The organism is Nocardioides palaemonis, assembly GCF_018275325.1.
Classification (GTDB): domain Bacteria; phylum Actinomycetota; class Actinomycetes; order Propionibacteriales; family Nocardioidaceae; genus Nocardioides; species Nocardioides palaemonis.
Genome location: NZ_JAGVQR010000003.1, coordinates 82,200 through 106,418 on the forward strand (window position 1 = coordinate 82,200; position 24,219 = coordinate 106,418).

At 72.6% G+C, this 24,219-nt stretch carries 19 protein-coding genes and 2 tRNA genes; 7 read left to right on the forward strand and 14 right to left on the reverse strand.

What is annotated here, in order from left to right:
* Positions 1–102: 102 nt before the first annotated feature.
* The gene (gene tyrS, locus KDN32_RS12695) at positions 103–1,368 is read right to left on the reverse strand and encodes a tyrosine--tRNA ligase (protein WP_211732630.1); all 1,266 of its coding nucleotides are present in this window, start codon (positions 1,366–1,368) and stop codon (positions 103–105) included.
* Positions 1,369–1,441: 73 nt separating this feature from the next.
* Here tyrS and KDN32_RS12700 point away from each other — a divergent pair, with 73 nt between their 5' ends.
* Positions 1,442–2,812: a serine/threonine-protein kinase gene (locus KDN32_RS12700; RefSeq protein ID WP_211732631.1), complete on the forward strand. Its 1,371-nt coding sequence runs from the start codon at positions 1,442–1,444 to the stop codon at positions 2,810–2,812.
* 549 nt (positions 2,813–3,361) lie between these two features.
* On the opposite strand, the gene KDN32_RS12705 is transcribed toward KDN32_RS12700, so the two are convergent.
* The 5 genes from KDN32_RS12705 to KDN32_RS12725 form a co-directional block, all read right to left on the reverse strand.
* Entirely contained in the window at positions 3,362–5,743 is a 2,382-nt protein-coding gene (locus KDN32_RS12705; protein WP_211732632.1) for a CHAT domain-containing protein, read from the reverse strand.
* Positions 5,740–7,236 (reverse strand): esterase/lipase family protein, encoded by a 1,497-nt coding sequence (locus KDN32_RS12710; RefSeq protein ID WP_211732633.1) that lies wholly within the window; start codon positions 7,234–7,236, stop codon positions 5,740–5,742. The genes KDN32_RS12705 and KDN32_RS12710 overlap by 4 nt, the downstream gene beginning before the upstream one ends.
* 9 nt (positions 7,237–7,245) lie before the next feature.
* Positions 7,246–9,447, reverse strand: coding sequence for a CHAT domain-containing protein (locus KDN32_RS23350; RefSeq protein ID WP_211732634.1), 2,202 nt, complete (start codon positions 9,445–9,447; stop codon positions 7,246–7,248).
* 337 nt (positions 9,448–9,784) lie between these two features.
* Positions 9,785–9,858: transfer RNA gene (locus tag KDN32_RS12720), tRNA-Ile, on the reverse strand.
* Between the two features lie 13 nt (positions 9,859–9,871).
* The gene (locus KDN32_RS12725; RefSeq protein WP_211732635.1) at positions 9,872–10,840 is read right to left on the reverse strand and encodes a GNAT family N-acetyltransferase; all 969 of its coding nucleotides are present in this window, start codon (positions 10,838–10,840) and stop codon (positions 9,872–9,874) included.
* Between the two features lie 123 nt (positions 10,841–10,963).
* Between KDN32_RS12725 and KDN32_RS12730 the strand changes: the two genes are divergently transcribed.
* Positions 10,964–12,412 carry a DUF1800 domain-containing protein gene (locus KDN32_RS12730; protein ID WP_211732636.1) on the forward strand — a complete coding sequence of 483 codons (1,449 nt, stop codon included), beginning with the start codon at positions 10,964–10,966 and terminating at the stop codon, positions 12,410–12,412.
* A gap of 1 nt (position 12,413) precedes the next feature.
* Positions 12,414–13,700 carry a DUF1501 domain-containing protein gene (locus KDN32_RS12735; RefSeq protein WP_211732637.1) on the forward strand — a complete coding sequence of 429 codons (1,287 nt, stop codon included), beginning with the start codon at positions 12,414–12,416 and terminating at the stop codon, positions 13,698–13,700.
* 15 nt (positions 13,701–13,715) lie between these two features.
* Here KDN32_RS12735 and KDN32_RS12740 read toward each other — a convergent pair whose 3' ends face one another.
* A complete protein-coding gene (locus tag KDN32_RS12740; RefSeq protein WP_211732638.1) occupies positions 13,716–14,918 on the reverse strand; it encodes a sulfite oxidase in 1,203 nt (400 codons plus the stop codon).
* A gap of 67 nt (positions 14,919–14,985) precedes the next feature.
* On the opposite strand from KDN32_RS12740, the gene KDN32_RS12745 reads away from it, so the two are divergent.
* Positions 14,986–15,738, forward strand: coding sequence for a PIG-L deacetylase family protein (locus KDN32_RS12745; RefSeq protein WP_211732639.1), 753 nt, complete (start codon positions 14,986–14,988; stop codon positions 15,736–15,738).
* Between the two features lie 56 nt (positions 15,739–15,794).
* Here KDN32_RS12745 and KDN32_RS12750 read toward each other — a convergent pair.
* The 3 genes from KDN32_RS12750 to dnaG all read right to left on the reverse strand — a co-directional run bounded on the left by KDN32_RS12750 (position 15,795) and on the right by dnaG (position 18,321).
* Positions 15,795–15,870, reverse strand: a tRNA-Asn gene (locus KDN32_RS12750).
* Between the two features lie 52 nt (positions 15,871–15,922).
* Positions 15,923–16,429 (reverse strand): hypothetical protein, encoded by a 507-nt coding sequence (locus tag KDN32_RS12755; RefSeq protein WP_211732640.1) that lies wholly within the window; start codon positions 16,427–16,429, stop codon positions 15,923–15,925.
* Positions 16,426–18,321 carry a DNA primase gene (gene dnaG / locus KDN32_RS12760; protein WP_211732641.1) on the reverse strand — a complete coding sequence of 632 codons (1,896 nt, stop codon included), beginning with the start codon at positions 18,319–18,321 and terminating at the stop codon, positions 16,426–16,428. The genes KDN32_RS12755 and dnaG overlap by 4 nt, the downstream gene beginning before the upstream one ends.
* Positions 18,322–18,450: 129 nt before the next feature.
* Between dnaG and KDN32_RS12765 the strand changes: the two genes are divergently transcribed.
* The 3 genes from KDN32_RS12765 to KDN32_RS12775 are packed head-to-tail and all read left to right on the forward strand — an operon-like array spanning position 18,451 to position 19,474.
* Positions 18,451–18,858 (forward strand): phage holin family protein, encoded by a 408-nt coding sequence (locus KDN32_RS12765; protein WP_211732642.1) that lies wholly within the window; start codon positions 18,451–18,453, stop codon positions 18,856–18,858.
* Positions 18,851–19,105, forward strand: a complete 255-nt coding sequence (locus KDN32_RS12770; protein WP_211732643.1) for a DUF3618 domain-containing protein — start codon at positions 18,851–18,853, stop codon at positions 19,103–19,105. The genes KDN32_RS12765 and KDN32_RS12770 overlap by 8 nt, the downstream gene beginning before the upstream one ends.
* Before the next feature lie 30 nt (positions 19,106–19,135).
* On the forward strand, positions 19,136–19,474 hold the full coding sequence (locus KDN32_RS12775) for a hypothetical protein (protein WP_211732644.1): 339 nt from the start codon (positions 19,136–19,138) through the stop codon (positions 19,472–19,474).
* 4 nt (positions 19,475–19,478) lie between these two features.
* Here KDN32_RS12775 and KDN32_RS12780 read toward each other — a convergent pair whose 3' ends face one another.
* The 4 genes from KDN32_RS12780 to KDN32_RS12795 all read right to left on the reverse strand — a co-directional run bounded on the left by KDN32_RS12780 (position 19,479) and on the right by KDN32_RS12795 (position 24,195).
* The gene (locus KDN32_RS12780) at positions 19,479–20,759 is read right to left on the reverse strand and encodes a deoxyguanosinetriphosphate triphosphohydrolase (RefSeq protein ID WP_211732645.1); all 1,281 of its coding nucleotides are present in this window, start codon (positions 20,757–20,759) and stop codon (positions 19,479–19,481) included.
* 58 nt (positions 20,760–20,817) lie between these two features.
* Positions 20,818–21,594 (reverse strand): VldE C-terminal domain-containing protein, encoded by a 777-nt coding sequence (locus KDN32_RS12785; protein WP_504739250.1) that lies wholly within the window; start codon positions 21,592–21,594, stop codon positions 20,818–20,820.
* Positions 21,595–21,908: 314 nt separating this feature from the next.
* Positions 21,909–23,048: a tRNA dihydrouridine synthase DusB gene (dusB, locus tag KDN32_RS12790; RefSeq protein ID WP_211732647.1), complete on the reverse strand. Its 1,140-nt coding sequence runs from the start codon at positions 23,046–23,048 to the stop codon at positions 21,909–21,911.
* 52 nt (positions 23,049–23,100) lie between these two features.
* Positions 23,101–24,195: a hypothetical protein gene (locus tag KDN32_RS12795; RefSeq protein ID WP_211732648.1), complete on the reverse strand. Its 1,095-nt coding sequence runs from the start codon at positions 24,193–24,195 to the stop codon at positions 23,101–23,103.
* Between the last annotated feature and the right edge of the window lie 24 nt (positions 24,196–24,219).

Sequence of the window (24,219 nt, forward strand, 5' to 3'; positions counted from 1 at the left end):
AGTATGCCTACTCTTGACATCGCGCAAATCGACACGGTGTGACCGCGAGCACAACGGCGTTTGCGCAGGTCAGCGGCCTGTTGTGACGCGTGGGGCGGCGTGTCAGACCACTTCGACGCCTGCGAAGCGCTTCTTGCCGCGGCGCAGCACCAGCCACGAACCGCCCACCAGGTCGGCAGTCGTGGGGCGGAGCTCGGGGTCCTCGACCCGCACGTTGTTGAGGTAGGCACCGCCCTCCGCGACGGTGCGGCGGGCCTCGCCCTTGCTCGAGGCCAGACCCGCGGTGACGAGCAGGTCGAGGATCCCGGGCAGCTCGCCGCCCGGCACGGTCGTGCCGCCGGCCTCGCGGAGCGCGGAGGCGAGGGTGTCCGGCTTGATGTCGGCCAGGTCTCCCCCGCCGAACAGGGCCGCGGCCGCGGCCTTCGCCTGCTCGACCTCGTCCGCACCGTGCACCAGGGCGGTCACCTCGTCGGCGAGCCGCTTCTGTCCGGCGCGGAGGAACGGCTTCTCGGCCGTCTGCTGCTCGAGGTCCTCGATCTCCTCGCGCGACAGGAAGGTGAAGATCCGCAGCAGCTCCCCGACCTTCTCGTCCTCGACGTTGAGCCAGAACTGGTGGAAGGCGTAGGGCGAGAGCATCTCGGCGTCGAGCCACAGGGCGCCGCCCTCGGTCTTGCCGTACTTCGTGCCGTCGGTCTTGGTGATGAGCGGCGTGGCGAAGCCGAAGGCGTTCTCCCCCGTCACCCGTCGGACCAGCTCGGCGCCCCCGGTGATGTTGCCCCACTGGTCCGAGCCACCGAACTGGAGCGTCACGCCGTGCTCGCGGAACAGGTTGAGGTAGTCCATCGACTGCAGCAGGACGTAGGAGAACTCGGTGTAGCTGATGCCCGACTCGAGGCGTCGCTTGACCGTGTCGCGGGCGAGCATCCGGTTGACCGGGAAGTGCTTGCCGATGTCGCGCAGGAAGTCGATCGTGGAGAGCGAGGCGGTCCAGTCGTAGTTGTTGACCGTCGTGGCCGCGTTGTCACCCTCGAAGGTCACGAACCGCGACACCTGCTGGCGCACGCGCTCGGTCCACTCCTTGACGGTGTCGAGGGAGTTGAGCGTGCGCTCCCCCGAGTCCCGCGGGTCGCCGATCATCCCGGTGGCGCCGCCCACGAGGACGTAGGGCGTGTGACCCGCGTCCTGGAGCCGGCGAGCGGTCACCAGCTGGACCAGGTTGCCCATGTGCAGGCTGGGGGCGGTCGGGTCGAAGCCCACGTAGAACTTGACGCTCCCCGCGCCCAGCGCCGCGCGGAGCGCGTCGCGGTCGGTGGAGTGGGAGATCAGGCCGCGCCACTCCAGGTCGTCGAGGACGTTGGGGCTGCTCACGAGGGTTCCTTCGGGGTGAGGTGCGTTGGTGGTCGCGCACTAGCCTAGGGCGAGGTCTGGAGGAGGGACGCACGTGATCGCAGGCAGGTACACGCTCGAGCGGGAGATCGGACGCGGCGGCGCCGGCACGGTCCACCTCGCGCACGACGAGGTGCTCGGCCGCACGGTCGCGATCAAGCGCATCGGCGCCATGCCCGGCAGTGACGACGTGCAGCTCGAGCGCGCGGCCCGCGAGGCCCGGCTGGCCGCCGCCCTCAACCACCCCCACGTCGTCTCCGTCTTCGACCTGGTGGCCGAGGGCGACGTCCACTGGCTGGTCATGGAGTACGTCCCGGGGCGCACGATCAGCGAGCTCGTCCGCACGACGGGCCCGCTGGAGGCCACCGAGGCGGCCGCACTGCTGGCGCAGACCGCCGACGCGCTCACCGAGGCGCACGCGGCCGGGATCGTGCACCGCGACGTCAAGCCCAGCAACATCCTTGTCGCCGGCGGCGTGGCCAAGCTCGGCGACTTCGGCATCGCACGCTCCGCGGACGACGCCTCCCTCACCCAGACCGGGCTCGTCACCGGTTCTCCCGCCTACCTCGCTCCCGAGGTCGCGTCCGGGTCGTCCGCGACGCCCGCGAGCGACGTGTGGTCCCTCGGCGCCACGCTCTACCACGCGGTGAGCGGCCGGCCGCCCTACGAGGTCGGGGACAACCTGATCGGCGCGCTCTACAAGATCGTCCACGAGGACCCGCCGCGCCTGCCCGAGGACCACCCGATGGCAGGGCTCCTGTCGGTGATGATGGTCCGCGAGCCGGAGGGCCGCTGGCCGATGCGGCGGGTGCGCGACGAGCTGCGCCGCCTCGAGCACGGCCAGCGGTCCACGATCGCGGCCGGTCCCGTCCCCGCGCCGACCTCCGACGCGACGGGAGTCCTCCCCCGCGTGACGGAGGCCTCGGCCACCCCGACCCGAGCCGGCGGCGGGAACGGGCTCCGGTGGGCCGGCATCGCCGCCCTGCTGGTGCTCGCGGTCGCGGCCGTCGCGACGGCGTACGTCTGGGGCGGGCGCGGCGACAGCCCGGAGGCCGCGGACCCGACGGGATCGGCTTCCACGTCGACGACCACCTCCGACAGCCCGGCGGTGTCGCCCGAGGAGCGCAAGCAGCAGATGGACGCGTTCATCTCGTCCTACATCTCGACGGTGACCAGCGACCCGCGGTCGGCCTTCGACATGCTGACCCCGGAGTTCCAGACGGAGAGCAACGGGTTCGAGGGCTACATGGGCTGGTGGGGCAAGGTGCGCTCGGCGCAGGTCACCAGCATCGAGAGCAACCCCTCGGACCTCACCGTCGACTACTCGGTGGACTACGTGATGAAGACCGGCGCGCGGACCTCCGACCAGATCCGGCTCCAGCTCCAGGCGGTCGACGACGGCTTCCTGATCTCCGGCGAGGCCTGACGACCCGGAGCTCGTAGGGCGGGTGGGGCTCCTGGCCGCGACCGGGCACGCAGCGCCGGGCGTTGTGGCACAGCGGTTCACACGCCCCGAACTCGCTTCCCGTTGCGATTCGTCTGAGGCCGTGACGGATCGAGGGGTGACCCACGGCGTGTGACGGCCGGTACGCCCTTCGACCTGCACGCCCGAGAATCTCGCTGGATCAGCCTCCGGCCGCGCGTGGACGCGGAGCTGTGGACCCTCAAGCACCTGGCCGCCTACCTGCACTGCAAGCGCACGGCAGCCGGGCTCATCAGCTCCCTGCCGGGCTTCCCCGCCCGCTCGCCGTCGCCAGCCACACGGGACACTGCGAGGCGGCTGCCAGCCACACGGCTCAGGTGGGGGCGCCGGCTCTCGGCCCAGTGGAACCCGGACCTCTGCGGTGTCGCCGTTCACCTTCATGACGCGGGCTTCGAGCCGAGGCCGCACGCCGCGAGGACGTGACCCAGCGTCAAGTCGCCGGTCGGGGCGAGTGGAGGGGCGTCATCCGCCCACCCTGGCAGGCGCAGCGCCCTAGCGCCGACCTCCGACGGCGACGAAGGCGGCGTGGGTCCAGTCCCCCGGTGCCGCGACCTCGCGGCGCTCGAGGCACGCCTGGCGCAGGGCCTCGGCGGGAGGGTGCCCACGGAGCAGGACGCCCGTGCGCGACATCAGCGCCCGGGCGCTCTCGTCATCCACGGCCCACTGGGCGGCCACCACCGAGGCTGCGCCGGCCTCGAGGAGCGCCGGGACGAGACCGTACGGCTCGTCCCCCTGCCCGACGCGGTACGCACCGCCGTCGCACACGCTCAGCACGACGGTGTCGACGCCTGCGAGGTCGACCCCGCGCAGCGCGTCGGCGGTCACCGGTCCTGCGTGCGCGTCGTCCGGAGACAGCATCAGCTGGTGGTCGAAGAGGGCCTGGTCGTCGGGAAAGGAGCCGTGGGCGGCGACGTGGACGACCGAGCACGTCTGCGCCGCCTGCGCGAGCGCGGCGAGGGTCGCCTCCTCGTGCGGGTACGCCGTGGCGGCCGCGCCGGCACCGGTCCACGCGGCGGTCACCTCCTCCATCTCGGCGAGTGCGCCCGGCAGCTGCGGTAGCCCGGCGTACCCCACGAGCGGGTCGGCGAGGAAGCCGAGGGACGACGTCGCCGCGAACGCGCGCTCCCGCAGCCGTGACCACGACGACGCACTCGGCACGACGCTGATCGCGACGTCGTCCAGCAGGGAGCGCCCGCCCGCGTCGCGGACCGCCATCCACGGCACGAGGTGGAGCGACCGCTGCGGCACCACGATCCAGTGCGTGGCGTCGTCGGTGAGACCGGTGGCACGCACCGGCGCGATCAGCAGGTCGTGGAGCATCGTCAGGTGCTCGTCCGTGCGGGCGGCGGCGCTCGCACTCAGGCCAATGACGGCCAGACGCGCGTTGAGCACCGCGGAGCCCAGCGCGCTGGTGTCGAGGGGGCTGCGTCCGTCGAGGGCGATCGACCCGATCATGCCGTCGGCGAACCCGGCGTCCGGCAGCCGGACGTACGCCGCCTCGGTGGGCGTCACCACGACGACGCCGGGCATGAAGGCCGGGTGCGACCAGCGGAACGGCAGGACGTACCTCACCATCACCTCGCGTGGCTGGAGCTGCCCCTGGACTTCGGCGAGGCCCACGGGCGTCGACTCCCCCGCGAACCCGGCGCCGAGCTCGACGTACCTCTGCTCGAGCTGTTCCAGCGACTCGACGGAGGCGACCGGGAGCTGGCTGAGCAGGCGCATCTCCCTGAGGATCGGCTCCTCGCCGTCGCGGGTCGGGAAGGCCGTGGCCGACCGCTCGAGCCCGCGGCACGTCTCGTCGTCGGGGGTGGTCAGCCCGCCGTCCAGGGCGTCGAGCAAGGTGCGGGCCGACGCGGTCTCGGCGAGGGCGAACACCTGGGGCACGTCCGGCGCCTCGGCTTGGACGAGCTGGGCGAGGTCCTCGCCGACCAGCTCGTCGAGTCGGGCCGCCTCGGCGAGCCGTCCGAGTCGGCTGCGGAAGCGGGTGCGCGGGTCCACCGTGGCGTAGAAGGCACGCCGGACCTCGTCGAGGTGCTCGGACGTGAAGGCTGCTGCGGCGTCGATCAGCATGCCGCGAGCCGCCGTGACCCAGGCCTGCATGTCGCCATCCTCCTCGGCCATCGTGCGTGCGATCTCGAGCCGCTCCGCCATCGACCGCGTCACCCCGAGGCGCAGCACGCGCGCCGTGTGGGCGATCGTGCGGGCCACGACGGCACGCTTGGTCGCGCCCGCAGGCCGCTCGAACAGGTCGTGGGGCAGGTGGGCGTCGGCCGCCTGCACCAAGCGTGCGCCAAGAGCACGGACCTCGTCGTCGTAGTAGAGGTCGGTCTGCTCCGACCAGTGGTCGATGACCCCGGCGGTGAGCGACGCCAGCCGCTCGAGGTCGCCGGCGCTCAGGTCCGTCGCGCCCTGCTCCCAGACGATGACGCAGTCGTTGAGCATGCGGCGGGCCCAGAGGCCCTCGTCGGGATGGCTCGCATCCAACGTCTCGTGGGCCCAGTACGAGCAGTCCGCCGCGGTGATCATCGCGCGTCCGGCAATCCGAGCGAGTCCGGAGGTGAGGGCCGCGGCCGCGATCCGGATGAGCGAGTCGCGCTCGGAGGCGTACTGCTCGGCCGTCGTAGCGGCCAGGAACTGCATGCCGACACGGTGCAACGACGCACGCAGATAGCCCTCTCTGTCGTCGAGCACCCGAAAGACGGCTTCTGCCGTTACCGCCCACTTGTAGCCGTCGTTCGTCGGCCCACCTCCCTCGGCGAGGTCGAGCGCTGCGGTCGCGGTCTCGGCCGTCAGCAGCTCCGGCCGCGCGGCGAGCCAGGCGTCCGCGTCCCCCGCCAGGACGGCGGCACGGAGATCTTCGAGGGCGCTCATGGCACCGGAGTCGTTCCGGGCGCAGCGTTCATCGGTGCGGCAAGCCAGGTCTTCAACGCCTCACGTGTGGCGTCCTGCGAGAACATCGCGCAGTGCCACGCGTCCTCGCGCTTGCCCAGCGACAGATGTCGATCGGGTGGGATCGCCAGGTCGGACCGGTTCTTCGGGTGCCTGACGCCGCCAGTCGGTACGACGACGTCGTTGGCCTCGCGGAACACCGAGTCGACAGCCGCGTTGGCGGCGCGCATCAGCCGCAGGAGTGGTCCGCTCGGCTCGAACTCCACATCGACGGCGTACTCCCGCGCTCCGGTGGCACCGAGGAACGGCAAGACCGCGAGGCGGTCGTTGCCCGGACGCATCACTGCCAGGCCTGGCAGCTCCTGGACCACCCCTGCGAGCACCGATCGCACGAGGGTGAGCAGACCCGACAGGGTGTCCGTCGCGGTCGACCACGGCCCGTCGGGAATCAGGTTGAGCATGGTGGTCATCCGGTCGAGGTAGTCGTGGATCCGCTTGGGGTCGGCCAGCGTGGTGCCACCATTGGGAGTCGCGACGTACACGAGCGACCTGACGTCGAGTGGTGTGTCCGGAGCCGTCATCGCCTCCGAGATCGCCCGCGCGACGAGGCCCCCGCGGCTGTGCGACACGATGTCGACGGGGATCCGGCGCTCCGGCGGCAGGTGCCTGCGCAGCTCCTCGACGTTGTCGTCGAGGCTGGCCGACAGCGTGTGGTGGTCGAACGCGAGCACGCGACCGCCGTACGCCGTGTGCAGTGCGCCGAAGGTCGCGTCGTCGAGGCCTCGGAAGGCACCGTGGCTGGAGCTGGCCGTGCCGTGGACGAAGAGCAGCGCGCGCCCCTCGCTGAGCAACGACCAGTCGGTCACCGGGTCGCTGCCGGCCGTCCGAAAGCCGTCCTTCGTCATCCACCGCACTCCCTGCGGATGCGTCCGATCCTCGTAGACCCGGGCGACCTCGCGTCCGGCCCGGCCGACGACCTTCTCGATCACCGGCACGACGAAGACCGTCAGCAGCTTGGTGCCGATGGCGGCCACCAGGCCGCGACTGCCGTCGGTCGCCGCCACCTCGCTGTCGGCGACCCTGCGGTCGACGGTGAAGGCGACCTTGCCCGGATCGGCCGTGTCGGCCTCGGGAAGGTGCCACGTGACGACGCCGGCCTCGTCCACGACCATCAGAACCTGCGGCTGGTCCTGCCCGAGATCGGGGACGCGCAGCGTCATGCCCGGGGCGCCGCTGCGCGTGGTCAGACCGTCGGTGGCGAAGGGCTCCTCCTCGGCCTGCACCTCGATCGCGTGCTGCTGGTGGAAGTCCTGCTCGTCGAGCGCGGCGACGAACGTCGGCGTCGCGTTGGGCTCGGTGTCGGATCTCCCGCCGAGCACCCCCGGCTGGATCTCTGCGGTGCCGACGAGCCCCGGCGCCTCGATGGTCACGCCCTCGCCGAGGTCGACGGGCACCGGCTGCAGAGTGACCTGCATGTCTGACTCCTAGCTCCAGCTCAAGGTGAGGTGCGGGTGGCCGTAGAAGACGTAGGCCATCGGGGTGGCGGTCGGCGCGGCCCCGGGGTCGGCGAGGAACCGGTTGCGGATGCGGCGTACGGCCTCGCCGACCGTCACCCCCTCGGCGAGGACGGCGCGGTAGAAGTCGAGGCTGAGCTGCTTCGCGACGTCGTCGTCGACGTTCCACAGTGGCGCCACGAAGCCGCGCGCACCCGACGTCAGGAAGGCCGACGCCAGTCCGCCGTAGGAGTTCAGGACCGTGCTGGCCTGGCCGACCTGGCAGGCGTTGAGGAAGACGAACGGCTCGGCGGCACTGCCGAGGGCCGAGCCCTCGATGACGTGCGGGTCGACCACCCGCTTGTCGCGCAGGACGATGCCGGTGTACTGCTGGGCCGAGAGACCGACCTTCCCGTGCACCGCCATGTGGACGATCGACGGCACGAAGGGCTTGTCGTCCTTGACGAGCCGATTGTTGAGCAGCTGCATGACGTGCTCCTCGTCGACGTCGACCTCCAGGGCGCGGTAGGTGCTCGCCAGGTCCTTCGCCTCCTCGAGGGCTGCCGGGAGTGCCGGAATCCCGGTCTTGTCGTAGTTGCCGACGACGACCGCCATCGTGTCGGCGTCCATCCGGACCGCCGGAGGGGATGGCGGTCGGTCGGGCCCGATCGGCTGCTCCTTCGGAAGGAGCCACCTGCCGATCGACCACGCCGCGCCGAGCTGCTGGTTGCCGCGCTCCCCACCGGTGCCCGGCGTCATGGACACGAAGTGGCTCGGCACCTGTCGGTCGCCGTCCATCCACGCCAGCTCCCAGGGGACGTACGGCTCGTCGGTGATGAGCATGAGCGACGGGACGGCGCTGCCCTGGGCCTCGACGAGCTTCCACACCGCGGCGAGGATCCGCCAGAACTCGACGGGCATCGCACCGGCGACGCGACCGCCCAGTCCCCGCAGTGCGTTGTCGATCATGCTGGTGCCCTTGAGCGCCGGCAGCTGTGCCATCAGCTGTTCGGCGAACGCCTGGGCTCCGGCTGCCGGGAGACTCGTCGTCACCTGCTGGTCGGGGAGCTCCACCGGATGCGGCGTCTGGAACTGCCACCGCACCTCCGGGAGGCCCTGCGTGGTCCTGATCGTCACCGTCAGGTCCGCGGGCGTCTCGGCCGTCCCGATCGCCGAGCCGCCGACGCGGGCCGAGCCCTCGGGATCGGGCACCGAGGCCACGACCTGCGGGTCGCCAGGCACGACGGTGAGGTCGACCCAGGCCAGACCGACGACGGCACCGTCCAGGGAGAAGGTCACCTCGACGGTGCGGTCGACCGGGGACTCCGAGACCTCCGCCACGACCCGGAACTCCACCCGGTGCGAGCCCGGGTCGTCGCGCACGACCGTCAGCACCTGGCGAACCCCGGCCGGGAAGGTGAACCCGAAGCCGTCGACCTGGAGGTCGAAGGCCACGGTCTCGGGAGCATCCGGCTTGATGACCGGCGTACTGCCCGCCGATGGGGCCTGGCGAGCGAACCCGACGTCGACGACGAACTCCGAACCCGACGAGACCGTGGCGGGGCCCTTCACGTCGGGGAAGGCGCGGAAGCGACGTCCGGTGGGCGACTCCGACTCGGTGCCGGACTCGGTGCCGGACTCGGTGCCGGACTCGGTGCCGGACTCGGTGCCGGACTCGGTGCCGGACTCGGTGCCGGGGGCCGCGTCGACCTCGGGCTCGGCCGCCGGGAGGTCGGCGTCGACCTGCGGAGCACTCGGGACGGGTAGCCACTCGATCCCCACCGGCAGCGCGTCAGGCCCCAGTTGGAAGCCGGCCCCCGTGCCGATGACGCCACCCGGAAGGTTGCTCGTGTACGACGGCGGCGGGACCGCAACCGCCGGAGTCGGTCGCGCCGGCACGCCCCGGGAGGTGCCCTCGCTCACGGCGACGCCCAGCACGGTGCGCCCCTGAACGACCACGCTTCCTGGGGCGGGCGACTCGTCCGAAGCGAGGATGTCGACGACCCTGGCGGCGGCCCTCGACCCCAGGTCCACCTCGTCACGGAGTGTGCCGGGCGGAGGGTCCGCAGCGTCGCGGTCGGCGACGCCCTTCAGCGCGTTGCGCAGGAGGCCGACCTGGATCGAGACGTAGCGCGGCGGGCTCTGCCCACGGTCGACGACGACGACGTACGCCGCACCCGGGAGGGACGCCACCGCCTCGCATGCCGAGATCGCCGGAACGCCGGCATCGAGCACCAACGCCGAAGCCATTCGTGTGTCACCGAGAGCCCCCATCGACTCATGGTGCAGTCACGCCGAGTCACTGGCAACGGCGTCGGTATCGCACGACGTCGTGGTCTGGACCAGGCCGCGCTCAGTCGTCGAACGCGTCGCGCCACGGCCTGATACCGCTGCTCAGTCACGCTCAGCTCCCTCATCCTGGGAGTGTCACCAGTCAACCGGAGTAGCCGTCACCCATCACCCGAAGACGAGTAACCCATCAACCGAAGCCCGAACGTCACTCATCAGGCGAAGCAACACACGGAGCTCGTAGGGCGGGTGGGGCTCGAACCCACGACCCAAGGATTATGAGTCCTCTGCTCTGACCGACTGAGCTACCGCCCCTCGGGGCGAGACCCTAGGCGATCGACGGCCCGACGGCGGCCTCGACCTCGTACATGTGCTCCACCACGCGGAAGCCCATCGCGGTGTTCGTGCGGTGCATCGCGGTGTTGGATGGCGCCGTCCAGGTGTGGACGAGGGACACGTCGGCGGGTAGTCCGGCGTAGCTGGCCGACTTCAGCGCGGCGCCCAGGCGGTGGCCGCGGTGCTCGGGCATCACGAGGGTGTCGTCCTGCCACGCGTGGTCGGCGCCGTGCGGGACGAAGAGCAGCGAGTAGCCACCCCACGCCCCGTCGGAGCGGCGGCGGGCGGCGGCCACCCGGACGTCGTAGGACCGCATGAGCCGCTCCTCGGACGTGGCGAGCCGCGCGTCGTCGAGGACGGCGGCCTCGAGGTCGAGGTCGCCGACCGGCACGTCGGCGTTCATCTGGTTGCGCATCGCGAGGTAGGCGGCACGGTGCTCGTCGGGGCAGCGTCCGCGCCAGGCGACGACCTCGTAGGCAGGGTCGACCCCGGCGGCCGGCAGGGGGAGGTCGGCGAGGAGGTGGTCCTCGCGGTGCTTCTCGACCGCGCCCACAGCGGCGGAGAAGCCGCGCGCGGCGTCCGGGCCGTCCGGCACGACGGTCGCCTCGCCACCCATCCGGGAGCGTCCGGCGGCCGTCGCCCGCGCGGCGAGCTCGTCCCACAGCGCCCGGCCGAGGCCGCGGCGCCGGTGGCCGGCGACCACGTTGACCTCCACCCACGCCACGTCGAGGTTCTCGCTCAGCGGCAGCTCGAGCGAGGCCGTGCCGAGGACCTCGTCGCCGTCGCGGACCTCGAGCCACTGCCGATCGGCGTGCTCGGAGGGCTGGGTCGCCTGGAGCTCCCAGGCGCCGTAGGCCTCGAGCAGCGCGTGCGGTCGGTCGGCCCGGATCGCGCGCTCCTGCGCGTCGTACCAGCGCCGTCGGGCGTCGGGGTCGGAGGTGTCGAGGTCGGTGACGTCCACCCCGGCATCCGACCCCAGCCCGCTGCCCGCGGCAACCGGATTTCGGCACCCGGCTTCGCGACGGGTGGTCCGCGTGGGACAGTGAGGCGTCTCGGAAGCGTCACGGGTACTGGGAGGACCTCGGTGGCCAACAAGAAATCGACGCTGCTGCCTGCCCCGCAGCGGCACCTCGTCACACGGTTCGGCTACGGCGTCGACGCCGCGCTCGCGCGCGACGTACGTCGGGCGGGCGGTGCCGACGCGTGGTTCGAGCGCCAGCTCACCCGCCCCGGCTCGTTCCCCGACGGCGACGCCGAGGCGGTGCGCCGCTGGTGGCCCGACCTCGACCGCGGTCCGATGGAGCTGTGGAAGCGGCAGGTCCAGGAGATCCGCGGCGGCTGGGAGGTCATGGAGGACTACGGCCGCTGGCTGCTGGTGCGCCGGATCCGGACCCGCCGTCCGGTCCTGGAGAAGATGACCGAGTTCTGGGAGGGCATGCTCCACGTGCCCGTGAGCGGCGACGCGCAGTTCACGTGGCGCGTCGACTACGGCGACACCATCCGGCGCCACGCGCTGGGGCGCTTCGACCAGATGCTGGCCGCCACCACCACCCACCCCGCGATGCTGATCTTCCTGTCGGCCGCGACGTCGACCAAGCGGGCGCCCAACGAGAACCTCGGGCGCGAGCTCCTCGAGCTGCACACCGTCGGCGCGGGCAACTACAGCGAGGACGACGTGAAGGCGTCCGCGCGCATCCTCACCGGCTACCACGTCGACCTCTGGAACACCTGGAAGGCCTCCTACGAGAAGGAGGACCACTGGACCGGGAAGGTCAAGGTCAAGGGCTTCTCCCACAAGAACCGCAAGGGCGACGGGCGCGAGGTGATGAAGGACTACCTCCACTACCTCGCGCACCACCCCCAGACGGCCGAGCGGATCGCCGAGCGGCTGGCCACCAAGTTCGTCCACGACGACCCGCCGCGGTCGCTGGTCAAGCACCTCGCCAAGGTCTACCTGCGCAACGACACCGCCATCGTGCCCGTGCTCCGTGCGCTGGTCGCGAGCAAGGAGTTCCGCCGCGCGGCCGGGAAGAAGCTGCGCGACCCGAGCGAGGACGTCGTCGCGACCTACCGCGCCCTGGGCGTACGCGTGGACCGGCCGGGCAGCGACGACTCGGGTGTCAACGCGATGCTGTGGCAGGCGCAGGGCCTCGGTCTCTCCCCGCACGCCTGGCCCCGCCCCGACGGGACGCCGGTGCGCAACGACATCTGGGCCAGCCCGTCGCGCGCGCTCGCCTCGATGAGCATGCACTGGTCGATGTCCGGGGGCTGGTGGCCCACGGTCGACCTGCACTACCGCGAGCCGAGCGCGTGGGTGCCGGCGAAGAAGCCGATCCGGTTCGACGACCTCGTCGACGCGGTCAGCCGCGACCTGCTGCACCGGCCCGCGTCGCGCGGCCTGGTCACCACCGCGAGCCTGGCCACCGGCTGCCGCGCGAAGGAAAAGATCGACCGCGAGCACGGCTTGTACCAGTGGGGCTTCCCGCGCCTGCTCGCCGCCGTCCTCGACTCCCCCGACCACCTGGCGTGCTGACATGACTGACGAGACGAACCTGCCCACCCGCAGCTGCGGCTGCCCCGACTACGACGAGGCGCGGCTGGCACTGAGCCGCCGCGCGCTGCTCGGCACCGCCCTCGCCGGCGGCGCCGTCGCCCTCGGCCCGGGCCTCTCCGGCACCGGCCCACGGGCGTACGCCGTCACCGGCCGCCCGGCGGGCCGGATGTCCAGCCCGCTGGGGTCCGTGCTGGTGCTGCTCAGCCTGCGCGGAGCCGCGGACGGCCTCTCCCTCGTGGTGCCGCACGGCGACCCGGCCTACTACGCCGCCCGCCCGCGCATCGGCATCCCGCAGGCCTCCCTGCTGGCGCCCGACGCCATGTTCGGGCTGCACCCGGCGCTCGCGCCGGTGCTCCCGATGTGGCAGGCGGGTCGCCTCGCGGCGGTCCACGCCACCGGCATGCCGACGCCCAACCGCTCGCACTTCGCGGCGATGGAAGCGATCGAGGACGCGGCCCCGGGCTCGACGGCCCGCAACGGCTGGCTCAACCGGCTGCTCGGCGAGCTCCCGGGCGCGTCGGTGCTGCAGGGGACGGCGATGGGCAACCAGGTCCCCACCTCCCTGTTCGGCACCAACCCGGCCTTCGTGGTCGGCCGGGTCGACGACGCCAAGGTGGCCGGCACCGAGGAGGACGGGCGACGCCTGGCCTCGCTCAAGCACGCGTGGAAGGGCACCGGCCCGATGAACCGCGCCGTCCGCGACGCGATCAGCGGTGCGGAGACCTTCGGCGCTGCCCGCGACACCGCGGCCGGCACGCCGACCCCCGCCTACCCCGGCAGCCAGCTCGGCAAGGCGCTGGCCGACGTGTCGCGCATCATCCGCTCGGGTGTCGGCGCCGAGGTGATCACCGTGGACCAGGGCGACTGGGACATGCACACCGACCTCGGCACCCTCGAGTGGGGGGACATGAAGCGCAATGCCGGTGACCTCGCGAGCTCGATCGCCGCGTTCTTCGCCGACCTCGGGCCGCTCGCCGACCGGGTCACGCTGGTGACGCTCAGCGAGTTCGGCCGCCGGGTGCAGGAGAACGACAACTACGGCACCGACCACGGCTTCGGCAACGTGATGCTCGTGGCCGGAGCGGGCGTGAAGGGCGGCCAGTACTACGGGTCCTGGCCCGGCCTGCACAACACCCTCGACGGCGACCTGCTCGTCACCACCGACTACCGCAGCGTCCTCACCGAGGTCGTGACCCGTCGCTTCGGCGTCACGGTCGGGCAGGTGTTCCCGGGCTTCACCCCCCAGGCCGTCGGGGTCATGGCCTGAGGGGAGCCCGCGAGCTCAGGCGACGACCTGCACGGGGTGGCGCACCACGGCGTCGAAGAAGTAGCCCTGGGTGTTGTACGCCGCGACGAGCGGCTGCGTCCGCCCCTGCTCGTCGGTGGCGCGGGCGAGCAGCTCGTGGCGCCCGGGGCGCGGACGGGCCCAGCGCACGGACCACTGGGTCCAGCCGCGGTCCTCGTGCGAGCGGTGATCGACCGCGGCGGGACGCCACGACGCGCCGCCGTCGAGGCTGACCGAGACCCGTCGGATGCGTCCGGCGCCGCTCCACGAGCGGCCGGTCAGGGTGACCGGCCGCGCCGGGAGCACCGCGTCGCGCGCCAGCTCCCACGCCGAGCGCACCGGGTTGACCGTCAGCGGCGGGGAGTCAGCGGGCCAGTCAGGGCCGGTCATCCGGTAGAACGTCGTGTTCCACGGTGAGGTCAGCTCCGTGCGGGAGACCTCCAGCGACCCCAGCCACTTGATGCTCGCGATGCCCACCCAGCCCGGCAGCACCAGCCGCAGCGGGAAACCGTGGTCCGGCAGCAGGTCCTCGCCGTTCATGCCCCACGCGAGGATCGCGTCGTCGAGGGCCTTCGCCACCGGGAACGGCCGGCGCACCCGGCCGTAGTCGGTGCCGCCGGAGACGAAGGGGTCGTCGAGACCGGTCGCCTGGACCGACACCGCATCGGGGGCCAGCCCGAGCGGGGCGAGGACGTCGCGCAGGCGTACGCCGCTCCAGCGGACGGAACCGACGGCGCCGAGCGTCCACGCCGTGCCGGACACCGTCTGTCCCTGCTGGGACGCGAAGAAGCTGCGGCCGTTTCCGGTGCACTCGTGGACCGCGACGACCTCACGGCACGGGAGGCGGCGCAGGTCGGCGAGCGTCAGCGAGAGCGCCTCGTCCTCGGCTCGCGGCGTGGCCAGGCCGTCGCCGAAGACGCGCAGCGTGTAGGCCGCGGGGTCGATCACGGGCGTCCGGGTGTGGTTGCGCACGAACAGACGGGACTGCGGCGTGAGCCGGCGGCGCGGGTCGACCGAGCTCCACAGCATCTCGGCGTTGGTCCCGAAGTCGGTGAACCACTCGGGCGGGGTGGGCTTGAGGATCGCGGGCGCGGCCGCCGAGGCGGGCAGCCGCCACGTCGACGTCGGAGCGAGGGCCGCGCCACCGGCGACGGCGGCCGCGGCCAGGAGCCCGCGTCGGGTGAACGCTGAGGTCGTCATGACGTCGACCATATACGAGTAAGTCATTAGGTTCACTACACAACAGGGTCGGTGCCATGCTCGGAGCATGACCGAGGACCGCCCCGCACCCCCGTCGTACGAGCCCCTCCCGGAGGACTGGGCCACGGCCCTCTTCGTGGTCGCCCATCCCGACGACATCGAGTACGGCGCCGCGGCCGCCGTCGCCCGCTGGACCGGCCAGGGCAAGCGCGTCGTCTACTGCATGGTCACCAGCGGCGAGGCCGGGATCGACGGCCTGCACCCGGAGGAGTGCCGATCAGTGAGGGAGGCCGAGGAGGTCGCGTCCGCCCGCGCCGTCGGGGTCGACGAGGTGGTCTTCCTGCGGCTGCCCGACGGGATCCTCGAGTACGGCGTGGCGCTGCGTCGCGCGATCGCGCAGGTGGTGCGCCAGCAGCGCCCGGACATCGCGATGACCATCAACTTCCGCGAGACCTTCGGCGGCACGAACCTCAACCAGGCCGACCACATCGCCGTCGGGCGGGCGCTCCTCGACGCCGTGCGCGACGCCGGGAACCGGTGGATCTTCCCCGAGCAGCTGGTCGGCGGGCTGGAGCCCTGGGGCGGCGTCCGTGCGGTCTGGGCGGGGAGCTCGCCGCAGGCCACCCACGCGGTCGACGTGACCGACACCTTCGCTGCGGGCGTCGACTCGCTGAAGGAGCACCGGGCCTACATCGACGGCCTCGGCTGGGAGGGCTGGGACCCCGAGGAGTTCCTCGACGGGATCCTGCGCGCCGGCGGCCAGGGCCTCGGCGTCACGCACGCGGCGACCTTCGAGGTGTTCCCGCTGGGCTGGGGCTGAGCGGAGCTCCCTGCCACACGGCGAAGGGCCCGAGGCGTCAGCCTCAGGCCCTTCTCTGGCTCCCCCGGTTGGACTCGAACCAACAACCCTCCGGTTAACAGCCGAATGCTCTGCCAGTTGAGCTACAGGGGATCGCTTGTGCAGCGAGGCGAAACACTAGCAAGGCCGGGCCTCGCGGGTGAAATCAGGGTAGGCCGACGTCGCGTCGCATGCTGTCGAGCGCCTGGCGGGCTGCCGCACGGACCGACGGGTCGTCGGGGTCGACGCCCTCGTCGTACTCGTAGACCCACTGCACGCCTCCGTCGCCCGAGGGGGCACGGCGAGCGATGACCCGCAGCCCGCGCCGGCCGTCGAGGCGCACGTGGCGCTGCAGGACCACGCTGGCGGTGACCCGCTCGTGGACCAGCTCCAGCAGCCGTCCGGGCTCGTCGAGCCGGGCGGTGTGGACCGGGCGCTCCTCGCCCCAGCTGCCCACCTCGGAGAGGCGGAACGTGTCGGTGTCGCGGTCCCAGCCGGCGGCCTCGACCTGCTCCCACGGCACCCGGCGGGTGGCGCCGTCGACGACGACGTAGAACGCGTCGCGCGTGCCGGCGAGGACGACGCCCTCGTCGCTGGTCGCGGCCGCGAGCACCCGCTCACCCGGGGCGACGGCCACCTCGGGGGCCGCGGCGCGGCGGAAGAGCGGGCTCACGCCTGTCCCCCGACGGCGCCCTCGCGCAGCTTGCGCCGGTGCTGCTCGAGCACCATGAGCTCGCCGAACATCCGGTTGTACTCCAGCGTGTTGTCGACCGGGTTGGTGCGCTGGAGGCGGGCCTTGACGTCGGCGATCCGGCGGGCGGTGGTGTGCTCCTGGAGCCGGTAGACGTAGGCGACGGCGAAGGTCGGGTTGGGGTCGGACGTGCCGCGCACCGGCTCCACGCCCAGCTCGGTGATCGCGGCGACGACGGCCGGGTCGGTGGCGGCGCCGCGGACCCGGTTGGCCCAGCCCGCGTCGTCGCCCGCGGAGGCCGGTCCCCCGGCCTGGGTGACGGCCGCCCACACGCCCTGGAAGGTCGGGTGGGTGAAGTCGTCGGTCGTGACGTGGGTGGTGGTCCGACCGACGCCCGCGGGGTGCTGGATGACGAGCTTGAGCAGCTCGCGCTCGATCATGAAGCGCGGGTCGGAGAGGCTGGGCAGCGTCGGGCGCGGCGGCTCCGGCGTGGCCTGCTGCTCCCCCGCCCGCGGGGCACGGCGCGGCTCCTCGGAGCGGGCCGGACGGCTGGCGGCGCGGCGCACCTCTGCGCGCACCTCGTCGAGGTCGAGCCCGACCATGTGGGACAGCTCGCGCGAGAACGACTCCACCTTGGTCTTGTCGCGGATGCTCGCGACCAGCCCGGCGGCGTCGCGAAGCGCGTCGACGCGGCCGTCGGCCCGGTCGAGGTCGTGGCGCGACAGGATGTTGTCGAGGGCGAAGCGGTAGAGCGGCTGCCGGCGGGCGACCAGCTCGCGCACCGCCTCGTCGCCTTCCTCGATGCGCAGCTCGCAGGGGTCCATGCCCTCGGGCGCGACCGCGACGTAGGTCTGGGAGGCGAAGACCTGGTCGCTCTCCAGCACCTTCATCGCCGCCTTCTGGCCGGCGGAGTCGCCGTCGAAGGTGAAGATCACCTCGCCGCTCGTCGTGCCGTGGTCGCCCATGAAGCGACGCAGCACGCGCGCGTGGTCGGTGCCGAAGGCGGTGCCGCAGGACGCCACCGCGGTGCGCACGCCGGCGAGGTGGCAGGCCATCACGTCGGTGTAGCCCTCCACCACCACGGCCTGCTGGCTGTCCTTCATCGCGGTGCGGGCCAGGTCGATGCCGTAGAGGACCTGGCTCTTCTTGTAGATCGCGGTCTCGGCGGTGTTGAGGTACTTCGCCTCGATCCGGTCGTCGTCGAAGATCCGCCGGGCACCGAAGCCGATGGTGTCGCCGTTGGCCTCGCGGATCGGCCACACCAGCCGCCCGCGGAACCGGTCGTAGTGCGAGCGCCCCAGCGCGACGAGGCCCGCGGCGACGGTCTCCTCGTCGGTGAAGCGACGTCCGCGCAGGTGGCGGACCAGCGCCTCGCCGTCGCGCGGCGCGAAGCCGACGCCGAACATCTCCGCCGCGGCCTGGTCGAAGCCGCGCTGGTGGAGGAACTGGCGGGCCACGACTGCGTCGGCCGAGCCGAGCTGCTCGGCGTAGAACTCCTGGGCGACCTTGTGGGCCTCGACCAGCCGGCCGCGCGCCGGGCCGCGTGGACGCGCGGGGGCGTCGTCGCCCTCCTCCCGGCGCAGCTGGACGCCGACCTTCTCCGCGAGCCGCTCGACGGTCTCGGTGAACGTCAGGCCGTCGACCTTCATCACGAACGAGATCACGTCGCCGCCCTCGCCGCAGCCGAAGCAGTGCCAGAACTGGCGGGCGGGGTTGACGTTGAACGACGGGGTCTTCTCGTCGTGGAACGGACAGAGGCCCTTCATCGAGCCGCCGCCGGCCCGCTTCAGCGTGACGTACTCGGACACGATGTCGTCGATCCGCGCCTTCTCGCGCACCTCGGCGATGTCCTCGTCACGGATCCGGCCTGCCACGCCCGGGAGTCTACGGGCGCCGCCCCACCCTCCGGCCCCGGTCTCCACAACGCCCACACCGCACCCACCGCCACCCCTTCGGGCGTACGGTCTCTGGTCCGCGGTCGGACCGTCTGCGAGGGTCGGGGCATGACCGCTCAGCACGGAGCGCCAGAGGGTCACACTCTCGGCGCACTCGTCCACCAGCTCTCCGAGCAGATCCCCGACCTGGTCCGCTCCGAGATCCGCCTGGCCCAGGCCGAGGTCGCGCAGAAGGGGAAGCGGGCCGGCGTCGGCATCGGGATGTTCAGCGTCGCCGGGCTGCTCGCCTTCCTCGGCCTCGCCACCCTCGTCGCCACGGCGATCCTGGGACTCGCCGAGGTGCTCGACCCGTGGCTGGCCGCGCTGCTGGTCGCCCTCGCGCTGCTGGTCGCGGCCGGCGTCGCCGCCGTCGTCGGCAAGAACGCGGTCACCGAGGCCGCTCCCCCGGCGCCCGAGCGGGCGATCGAGGGCATCAAGGAGGACATCGCGACCGTGAAGGGGGACCACCGTGGCTGACGCCGGCAAGACGCCCGAGGAGCTCGAGGCCGAGATCGCGCGTCAGCGCGAGCAGCTCGCCGAGACCGTCGACGAGCTCACCGCCAAGCTGGACGTGAAGGCGCAGGCGCAGCACAAGGTGGCCGACCTCAAGGACGCCGCCACCACCGACGACGGCAGGCCGCGGCCCGAGGTGCTGGCGGCCGCGGGCTCGCTGCTCGCGATGGCCGTCGTGCTCGTCGTGTGGCGCGTGCGCCGCGACCACTGACCCGTTCTCGTAGTCATCCAGGAGGATCCGATGAAGAAGCTGACCCTGCTCCTCGCCGCCGGCGCCGGCTACGTGCTCGGCGCCCGCGCCGGTCGGGAGCGCTACGAGCAGATCAAGAAGGCCGCGACCCGCGTCAAGGACGACCCGCGCGTGCAGGAGAAGACCCACCAGGCCGCCGACCTGGCCAGGGAGAAGGCCCAGGCCGCGGCTCCGGTCGTGAAGGACACGGTCACCTCCGCTGCGAGCGCCGCGGCCGACAAGGTAACCCCGTCGAGGACCGGCTCCTCCACGTCCGACCTCGAGGACCAGCTGCACCCGGACAGCACCGCCCGCCAGGAGAACCCCTACCCGCAGGGCGACCTGCCCTAGGCCGTCAGGCCCCGCTCGCCGTCAGCGACCGGTGCCGGGCGACAGCGCTGGCGTCGGTGAGGGACGCCACCTGGTCGATCACGACGCGCCGCCGCGCGGCGTCGTCGCCGGCGTCGCGCCAGTCGTCGGCGAACACCGCGTCGAGGACGTCGGCGCCGCGGTCCCACAGTGCCTCGACGAGCTCGGCGACCAGCTCGCGCTGGCGCTGCATCAGCGAGACGCGGTCGTCGGCCTGCATGACGTAGAGCGACGCGATCGCCTTGAGCACGGCGATCTCGACCTCGGTCGCGGCCGGCACGACGAGATCGGCCCGGTGCCGGACCAGGTCCTCCCCCTCGGTGGCCGCGAACGTGGCGGCCTGCACGCTGCCGCAGAACCGGCCGATCAGGTCGCTGGAGAGGTTCTTGATGGCGGCCAGGCTGCGTCGGCTGCCGTCGTAGGCCGTGACCGGCCAGCTCTGGACGGCCCGCAGGTCGGCGAGGGCGGCGTCGAGCACCCCGTCGTCGGCACCCGGGAGGTACCACGAGCGCACGGTCTCCCAGAGCGCGTCGCGGTCGAGCCGGGTCAGGTCGAGCCGTCCGGCCACGATGCCGTCCTCCACGTCGTGGACGGAGTAGGCCACGTCGTCGGCGAGGTCCATGACCTGCGCCTCGACGCACCGCCGGCGACCGGCGACGCCCTCGCGCAGCCAGCCGAACACCGGGAGGTCGTCGTCGTAGACGCCGAACTTCACCACGACCCGCGGCGTGCCGTCGGCGTGGACGCCGTGCGGGCCGGTCGCCTCGGCGCGGGTCCAGGGGTACTTGGTGCAGGCGTCGAGGGTGGCGCGGGTGAGGTTGAGGCCCACCGACCGGCCGGAGGCGTCGAAGGTCTTCGACTCCAGCCGGGTCAGCAGGCGCAGCGTCTGGGCGTTGCCCTCGAAGCCCCCGCAGTCGACGCTGAGCCCGGCGAGCACCCGCTCCCCGTTGTGTCCGAACGGCGGGTGGCCGAGGTCGTGCGCGAGCGCCGCGGTCTCCGCGATGTCGGGGTGGGTGCCGAGGGCGCGCGCGAGGTCGCGCGCGACCTGGGCCACCTCGAGGCTGTGGGTGAGCCGGTTGCGGACGAAGTCGTCGGTCTGCGGACCGACGACCTGGGTCTTGGCCGCGAGCCGGCGCGACGCCGCCGCGTGGACGACGCGCGCCCGGTCGCGCTCGAACGCGAGCCGCACGGGTGCGTCGACCCGCTTGGGTGGCTCGGCGACCAGGCGCTCGCGCGCCGGGTCGTCGTAGAGGTCCTCGATGCTCATCGGCCGGTCAGCCTAGCGAGCAGCGCGGACACCGGGACGACGACCCGGCACGCGGTGCTCAGTAGACCGTGACGTGGACGTGGTCGTAGTGGTTGGCGGTGACCGACCCGCGGTCGGACATCCCCCGCCAGCCCTCGCCGGAGCGCTCGACCGACCAGATCTTCTGCGAGTAGATGATGTACTCGATGCCGAGCGCCGAGTAGTTGGCGCGCAGGAACTCGGCGATGCTCCAGCCGAGGTCGCCGCTCACCATGATGTCGATGGCGCGGCCCTGGCCGTGCTCGCCGTCGCCGCGCCACGTGCCGTAGCTGGTGATCTCGGGCCAGTTGGCGCACACCACGTCGTGGATGTCGTAGAGCGACGCGCGGCCGGCGGAGATCGAGGAGCCGTTGGTGCAGGTGCCGCCGAGGGTCGGGCCCTCGGGCTCCGGCTCCGGCTTGTCGGCGCTGAGGTAGTCGGCGGTCACCCAGCGCGACTGGCCGTCGATGACGACCTGCACGCGACCGGCCTGCTTGCGGCCGGTGACGGCGACCTGCCGGATCGCGGCGATCTCGCCGAGCTTGTCGGTCTTCTCGCCGGGGCCCTCCCAGAGGTTGAGCGCCTCGGTGGTCCACATGCTGCGGTCGAGCTTCTTGGCCATCCGGCGGGCCTTGCGGTCCACGGCCATGTCCTCGCGCGCCGCCGACTCGGCCTTGGCGGCCGTACGGATCTGGGAGCGGGAGGCGACGTCGGCGCGGCGCGCCAGCGAGGTCGCGTTGGACAGCGACTGGCTGGTGCTGCTGGCGGCGAGGAGGTCCGTGTCGGGCTTCTCGGGCGTCGCCGACAGGACTCCCATGGTCACCGCGGAGAGCGTCGCCACGACGGCGAGCGGTGCGGAGACCTGGACGGAACGGGGGACTCGGGACGGACGGGGGGTGGGGGTAGCAGGGGTTTCCCGCTTGTGGCGGAGGTGTGCCACAGCGCTGATCCTTTGCACTTGCTGACGGGGGACTCGCACCGCTCCCCGGAGGGTGTGGGGCCCGAGCCCACGCGACGCGATCATCGAGTGAAGCACAGGATTTCGCGGGCGTCCCAATCTTCCACGTCAAGATCCGGCGTGTCTCGGCTCACGAGACACCGATCACCTCGCATGGCGGGAGGTCCCGCCTGTCAGCCGCCGGTGGCCGCGTCGGCGTCCTCGCGGAGCTGGGAGCCGCGTCCGTCGGTGTCGTCGAGCCACCCGTCCGGGAGCACCACGCGCTTGCGCGGTGCGCCCTGCCGACCGCGGGGGGTGCCGAGCTCGTGCTCGGGGAACGGTGCGTCGTCGTCGAGGTCGGCGAGCAGCTCGTCGAGGGCGACGAGGGAGTCGACGAGGGCCAGCCGGTGGCGCAGCTCGCCGCCGGCAGGGAAGCCCTTGAGGTACCAGGTGACGTGCTTGCGGAACTCCTTGCAGCCGCGCTCCTCGCCCATGTGCTCGGAGAGCAGCTCGGCGTGGCGGCGCATCATCACCTTCACCTCGCCGAGGCGCGGGAGCGTCGCGACGTCCTCGCCGTGGAACGCGGCGGCGAGGTCGCGGAACAGCCACGGCCGCCCGAGGCACCCGCGCCCGACGACGACGCCGGCGGCTCCGGTCTGCTCGACCATCCGCACCGCGTCGGCCGCCTCCCAGATGTCGCCGTTGCCGAGGACGGGGATGTCGACGTGGTCGACCAGCGCGGCGATCGCGTCCCAGTCGGCCTCGCCGGAGTAGGCCTGCTGGACGGTCCGGCCGTGCAGCGCGATGGCGGCGACGCCGCTCTCCTGCGCGATGCGGCCGGCGTCGAGGTAGGTGAGGTGGTCGTCGTCGAGGCCCTTGCGGGTCTTCATCGTCACCGGGACGTCGTACGGCGTGGCCGCGGCAACCGCGTGCTCGAGCACCTCGGCGAGCAGCCCGCGCTTCCACGGCAGCGCTCCCCCGCCGCCCTTGCGGGTCACCTTGGGCACCGGGCAGCCGAAGTTCAGGTCGACGTGTGCGACGCCGAACTCCGCGCAGAGGATCTCCACCGCCTTGCCGATGTAGACCGGGTCGGTGCCGTAGAGCTGGACCGAGCGGGTCGTCTCGAGGTCGTCGAACACCAGCATCTTGCGGGTGGTCTCGTCGCCCTCGACCAGGCCGCGGCTGGTGATCATCTCGCAGACGTAGAGCCCGGCGCCCTGCTCGGCGCAGAGGCGGCGGTAGGCCGCGTTGGTGATCCCGGCCATCGGCGCCAGCACGACGGGCGTGTCGACGCGCACCGACCCCAGGGTGAGCGAGTCCGGGAGCGCGGTCATGGCTCCATTGTCGAGCCGGGGCGCGACCTGCCCAAATCAGCCTCGCCTGCGCTCAGCGTGGCCACATGAACGACTCGTAGGGGGTGGTGACGTCGCTCCCCACGTCGGAGGCGCGCTCGCAGCGACCGGCCACCCGGCAGCGGACCAGCACCTCGCCGCCACGCACGCCGAGCTGCACGACGAAGTGGGTGTCGTCCTCCCAGCGGATCGTCTGCTCGTGCGCGGTGGTGATCGACCAGTTGGCCATCGTGATGTGGTCGCCGAGCGAGACGGCGTCGAGGAGGGTCCCGTCGGCGGTGTCGCGGACCTCGAGCACCCCGCGGTCGTCGAAGCCCGAGCGCGGGACGCCCAGACCCACGGCGAGCGAGCCGTCGGGCGACAGGTCGAGCGGCGCGAAGGGCGCCCCCCAGGCCGGGGTGCCGGGAGCGCTGACCGAGGTCGGCCCGAAGTCGCGGCCACCTACCCGGACGTAGGCGACGTCGCGCCGCAGGTCGACGTGCACGGCCCGCTTCGCGAGCGTGGTCATCCCCACGCCGACCTCCCAGTCGACGACGCGCAGGCCGCCCCGCTCGTTCTCCGCGAACGTCGCGACGTGGCCGTCGGCGACGTCGAAGGGCGTGTAGAAGGCGCCGGTGTAGGCGTCGTCGAGCCGCGCGCCGGTGCGGACGTCGCGGACGCGGGTGGTCGTGCCGCCGCGGTCGTAGGTCGTGCTGACCAGCCGGGAGCCGTTCCGGTCGAGCCGCCAGCCGTGGAAGTCCTCGCCGAAGGAGACCTCGCGCTGGCGAGGCACCTCGACCGGGGCGTGCCCGGCCCGGATCCGCGAGACGCGGAAGTGGTAGCCGGAGCTGCTGCGACCGGTGCCCCACGCGACGAGCCACGCGTTGCCGCTGCGCCCGAGCAGGGCGACCTGGCCGGCGCCGTACGGGACCCGCACGCGCACCGTCCGACCGCTCGCGGTGTGGATCACCCCGTCCTGGAGGTGGTCGAGCGCCGCGTCCGGCCCGCGCCTCAGCGCGAGCGGGTGCAGCGTGCGGACCGGGACCTCGGTGGCCGTGGCGTCACGGTCGGGCACCGCGTACGCCGCGGGGCCCGCGGCGGACGCGGTCAGCGCGAGCAGACCGGCGAGGCTGACGAGCGTGCGGCGCATGGCATCCCCCGATGGCACGGTGTG

What these genes read in the sequence shown, in the direction of transcription:
- KDN32_RS12745 (WP_211732639.1), top strand. Translation starts at nt 14,986, where the DNA reads ATGACCGAGGACCGCCCCGCACCCCCGTCGTACGAGCCCCTCCCGGAG.
- KDN32_RS12705 (WP_211732632.1), bottom strand. Translation starts at nt 5,743, where the DNA reads ATGAGCGCCCTCGAAGATCTCCGTGCCGCCGTCCTGGCGGGGGACGCG.
- dusB (WP_211732647.1), bottom strand. Translation starts at nt 23,048, where the DNA reads ATGACCGCGCTCCCGGACTCGCTCACCCTGGGGTCGGTGCGCGTCGAC.
- KDN32_RS12740 (WP_211732638.1), bottom strand. Translation starts at nt 14,918, where the DNA reads ATGACGACCTCAGCGTTCACCCGACGCGGGCTCCTGGCCGCGGCCGCC.
- KDN32_RS12710 (WP_211732633.1), bottom strand. Translation starts at nt 7,236, where the DNA reads ATGCAGGTCACTCTGCAGCCGGTGCCCGTCGACCTCGGCGAGGGCGTG.
- KDN32_RS12765 (WP_211732642.1), top strand. Translation starts at nt 18,451, where the DNA reads ATGACCGCTCAGCACGGAGCGCCAGAGGGTCACACTCTCGGCGCACTC.
- KDN32_RS12785 (WP_504739250.1), bottom strand. Translation starts at nt 21,594, where the DNA reads ATGGGAGTCCTGTCGGCGACGCCCGAGAAGCCCGACACGGACCTCCTC.
- KDN32_RS12735 (WP_211732637.1), top strand. Translation starts at nt 12,414, where the DNA reads ATGACTGACGAGACGAACCTGCCCACCCGCAGCTGCGGCTGCCCCGAC.
- KDN32_RS12775 (WP_211732644.1), top strand. Translation starts at nt 19,136, where the DNA reads ATGAAGAAGCTGACCCTGCTCCTCGCCGCCGGCGCCGGCTACGTGCTC.
- KDN32_RS12780 (WP_211732645.1), bottom strand. Translation starts at nt 20,759, where the DNA reads ATGAGCATCGAGGACCTCTACGACGACCCGGCGCGCGAGCGCCTGGTC.
- KDN32_RS12795 (WP_211732648.1), bottom strand. Translation starts at nt 24,195, where the DNA reads ATGCGCCGCACGCTCGTCAGCCTCGCCGGTCTGCTCGCGCTGACCGCG.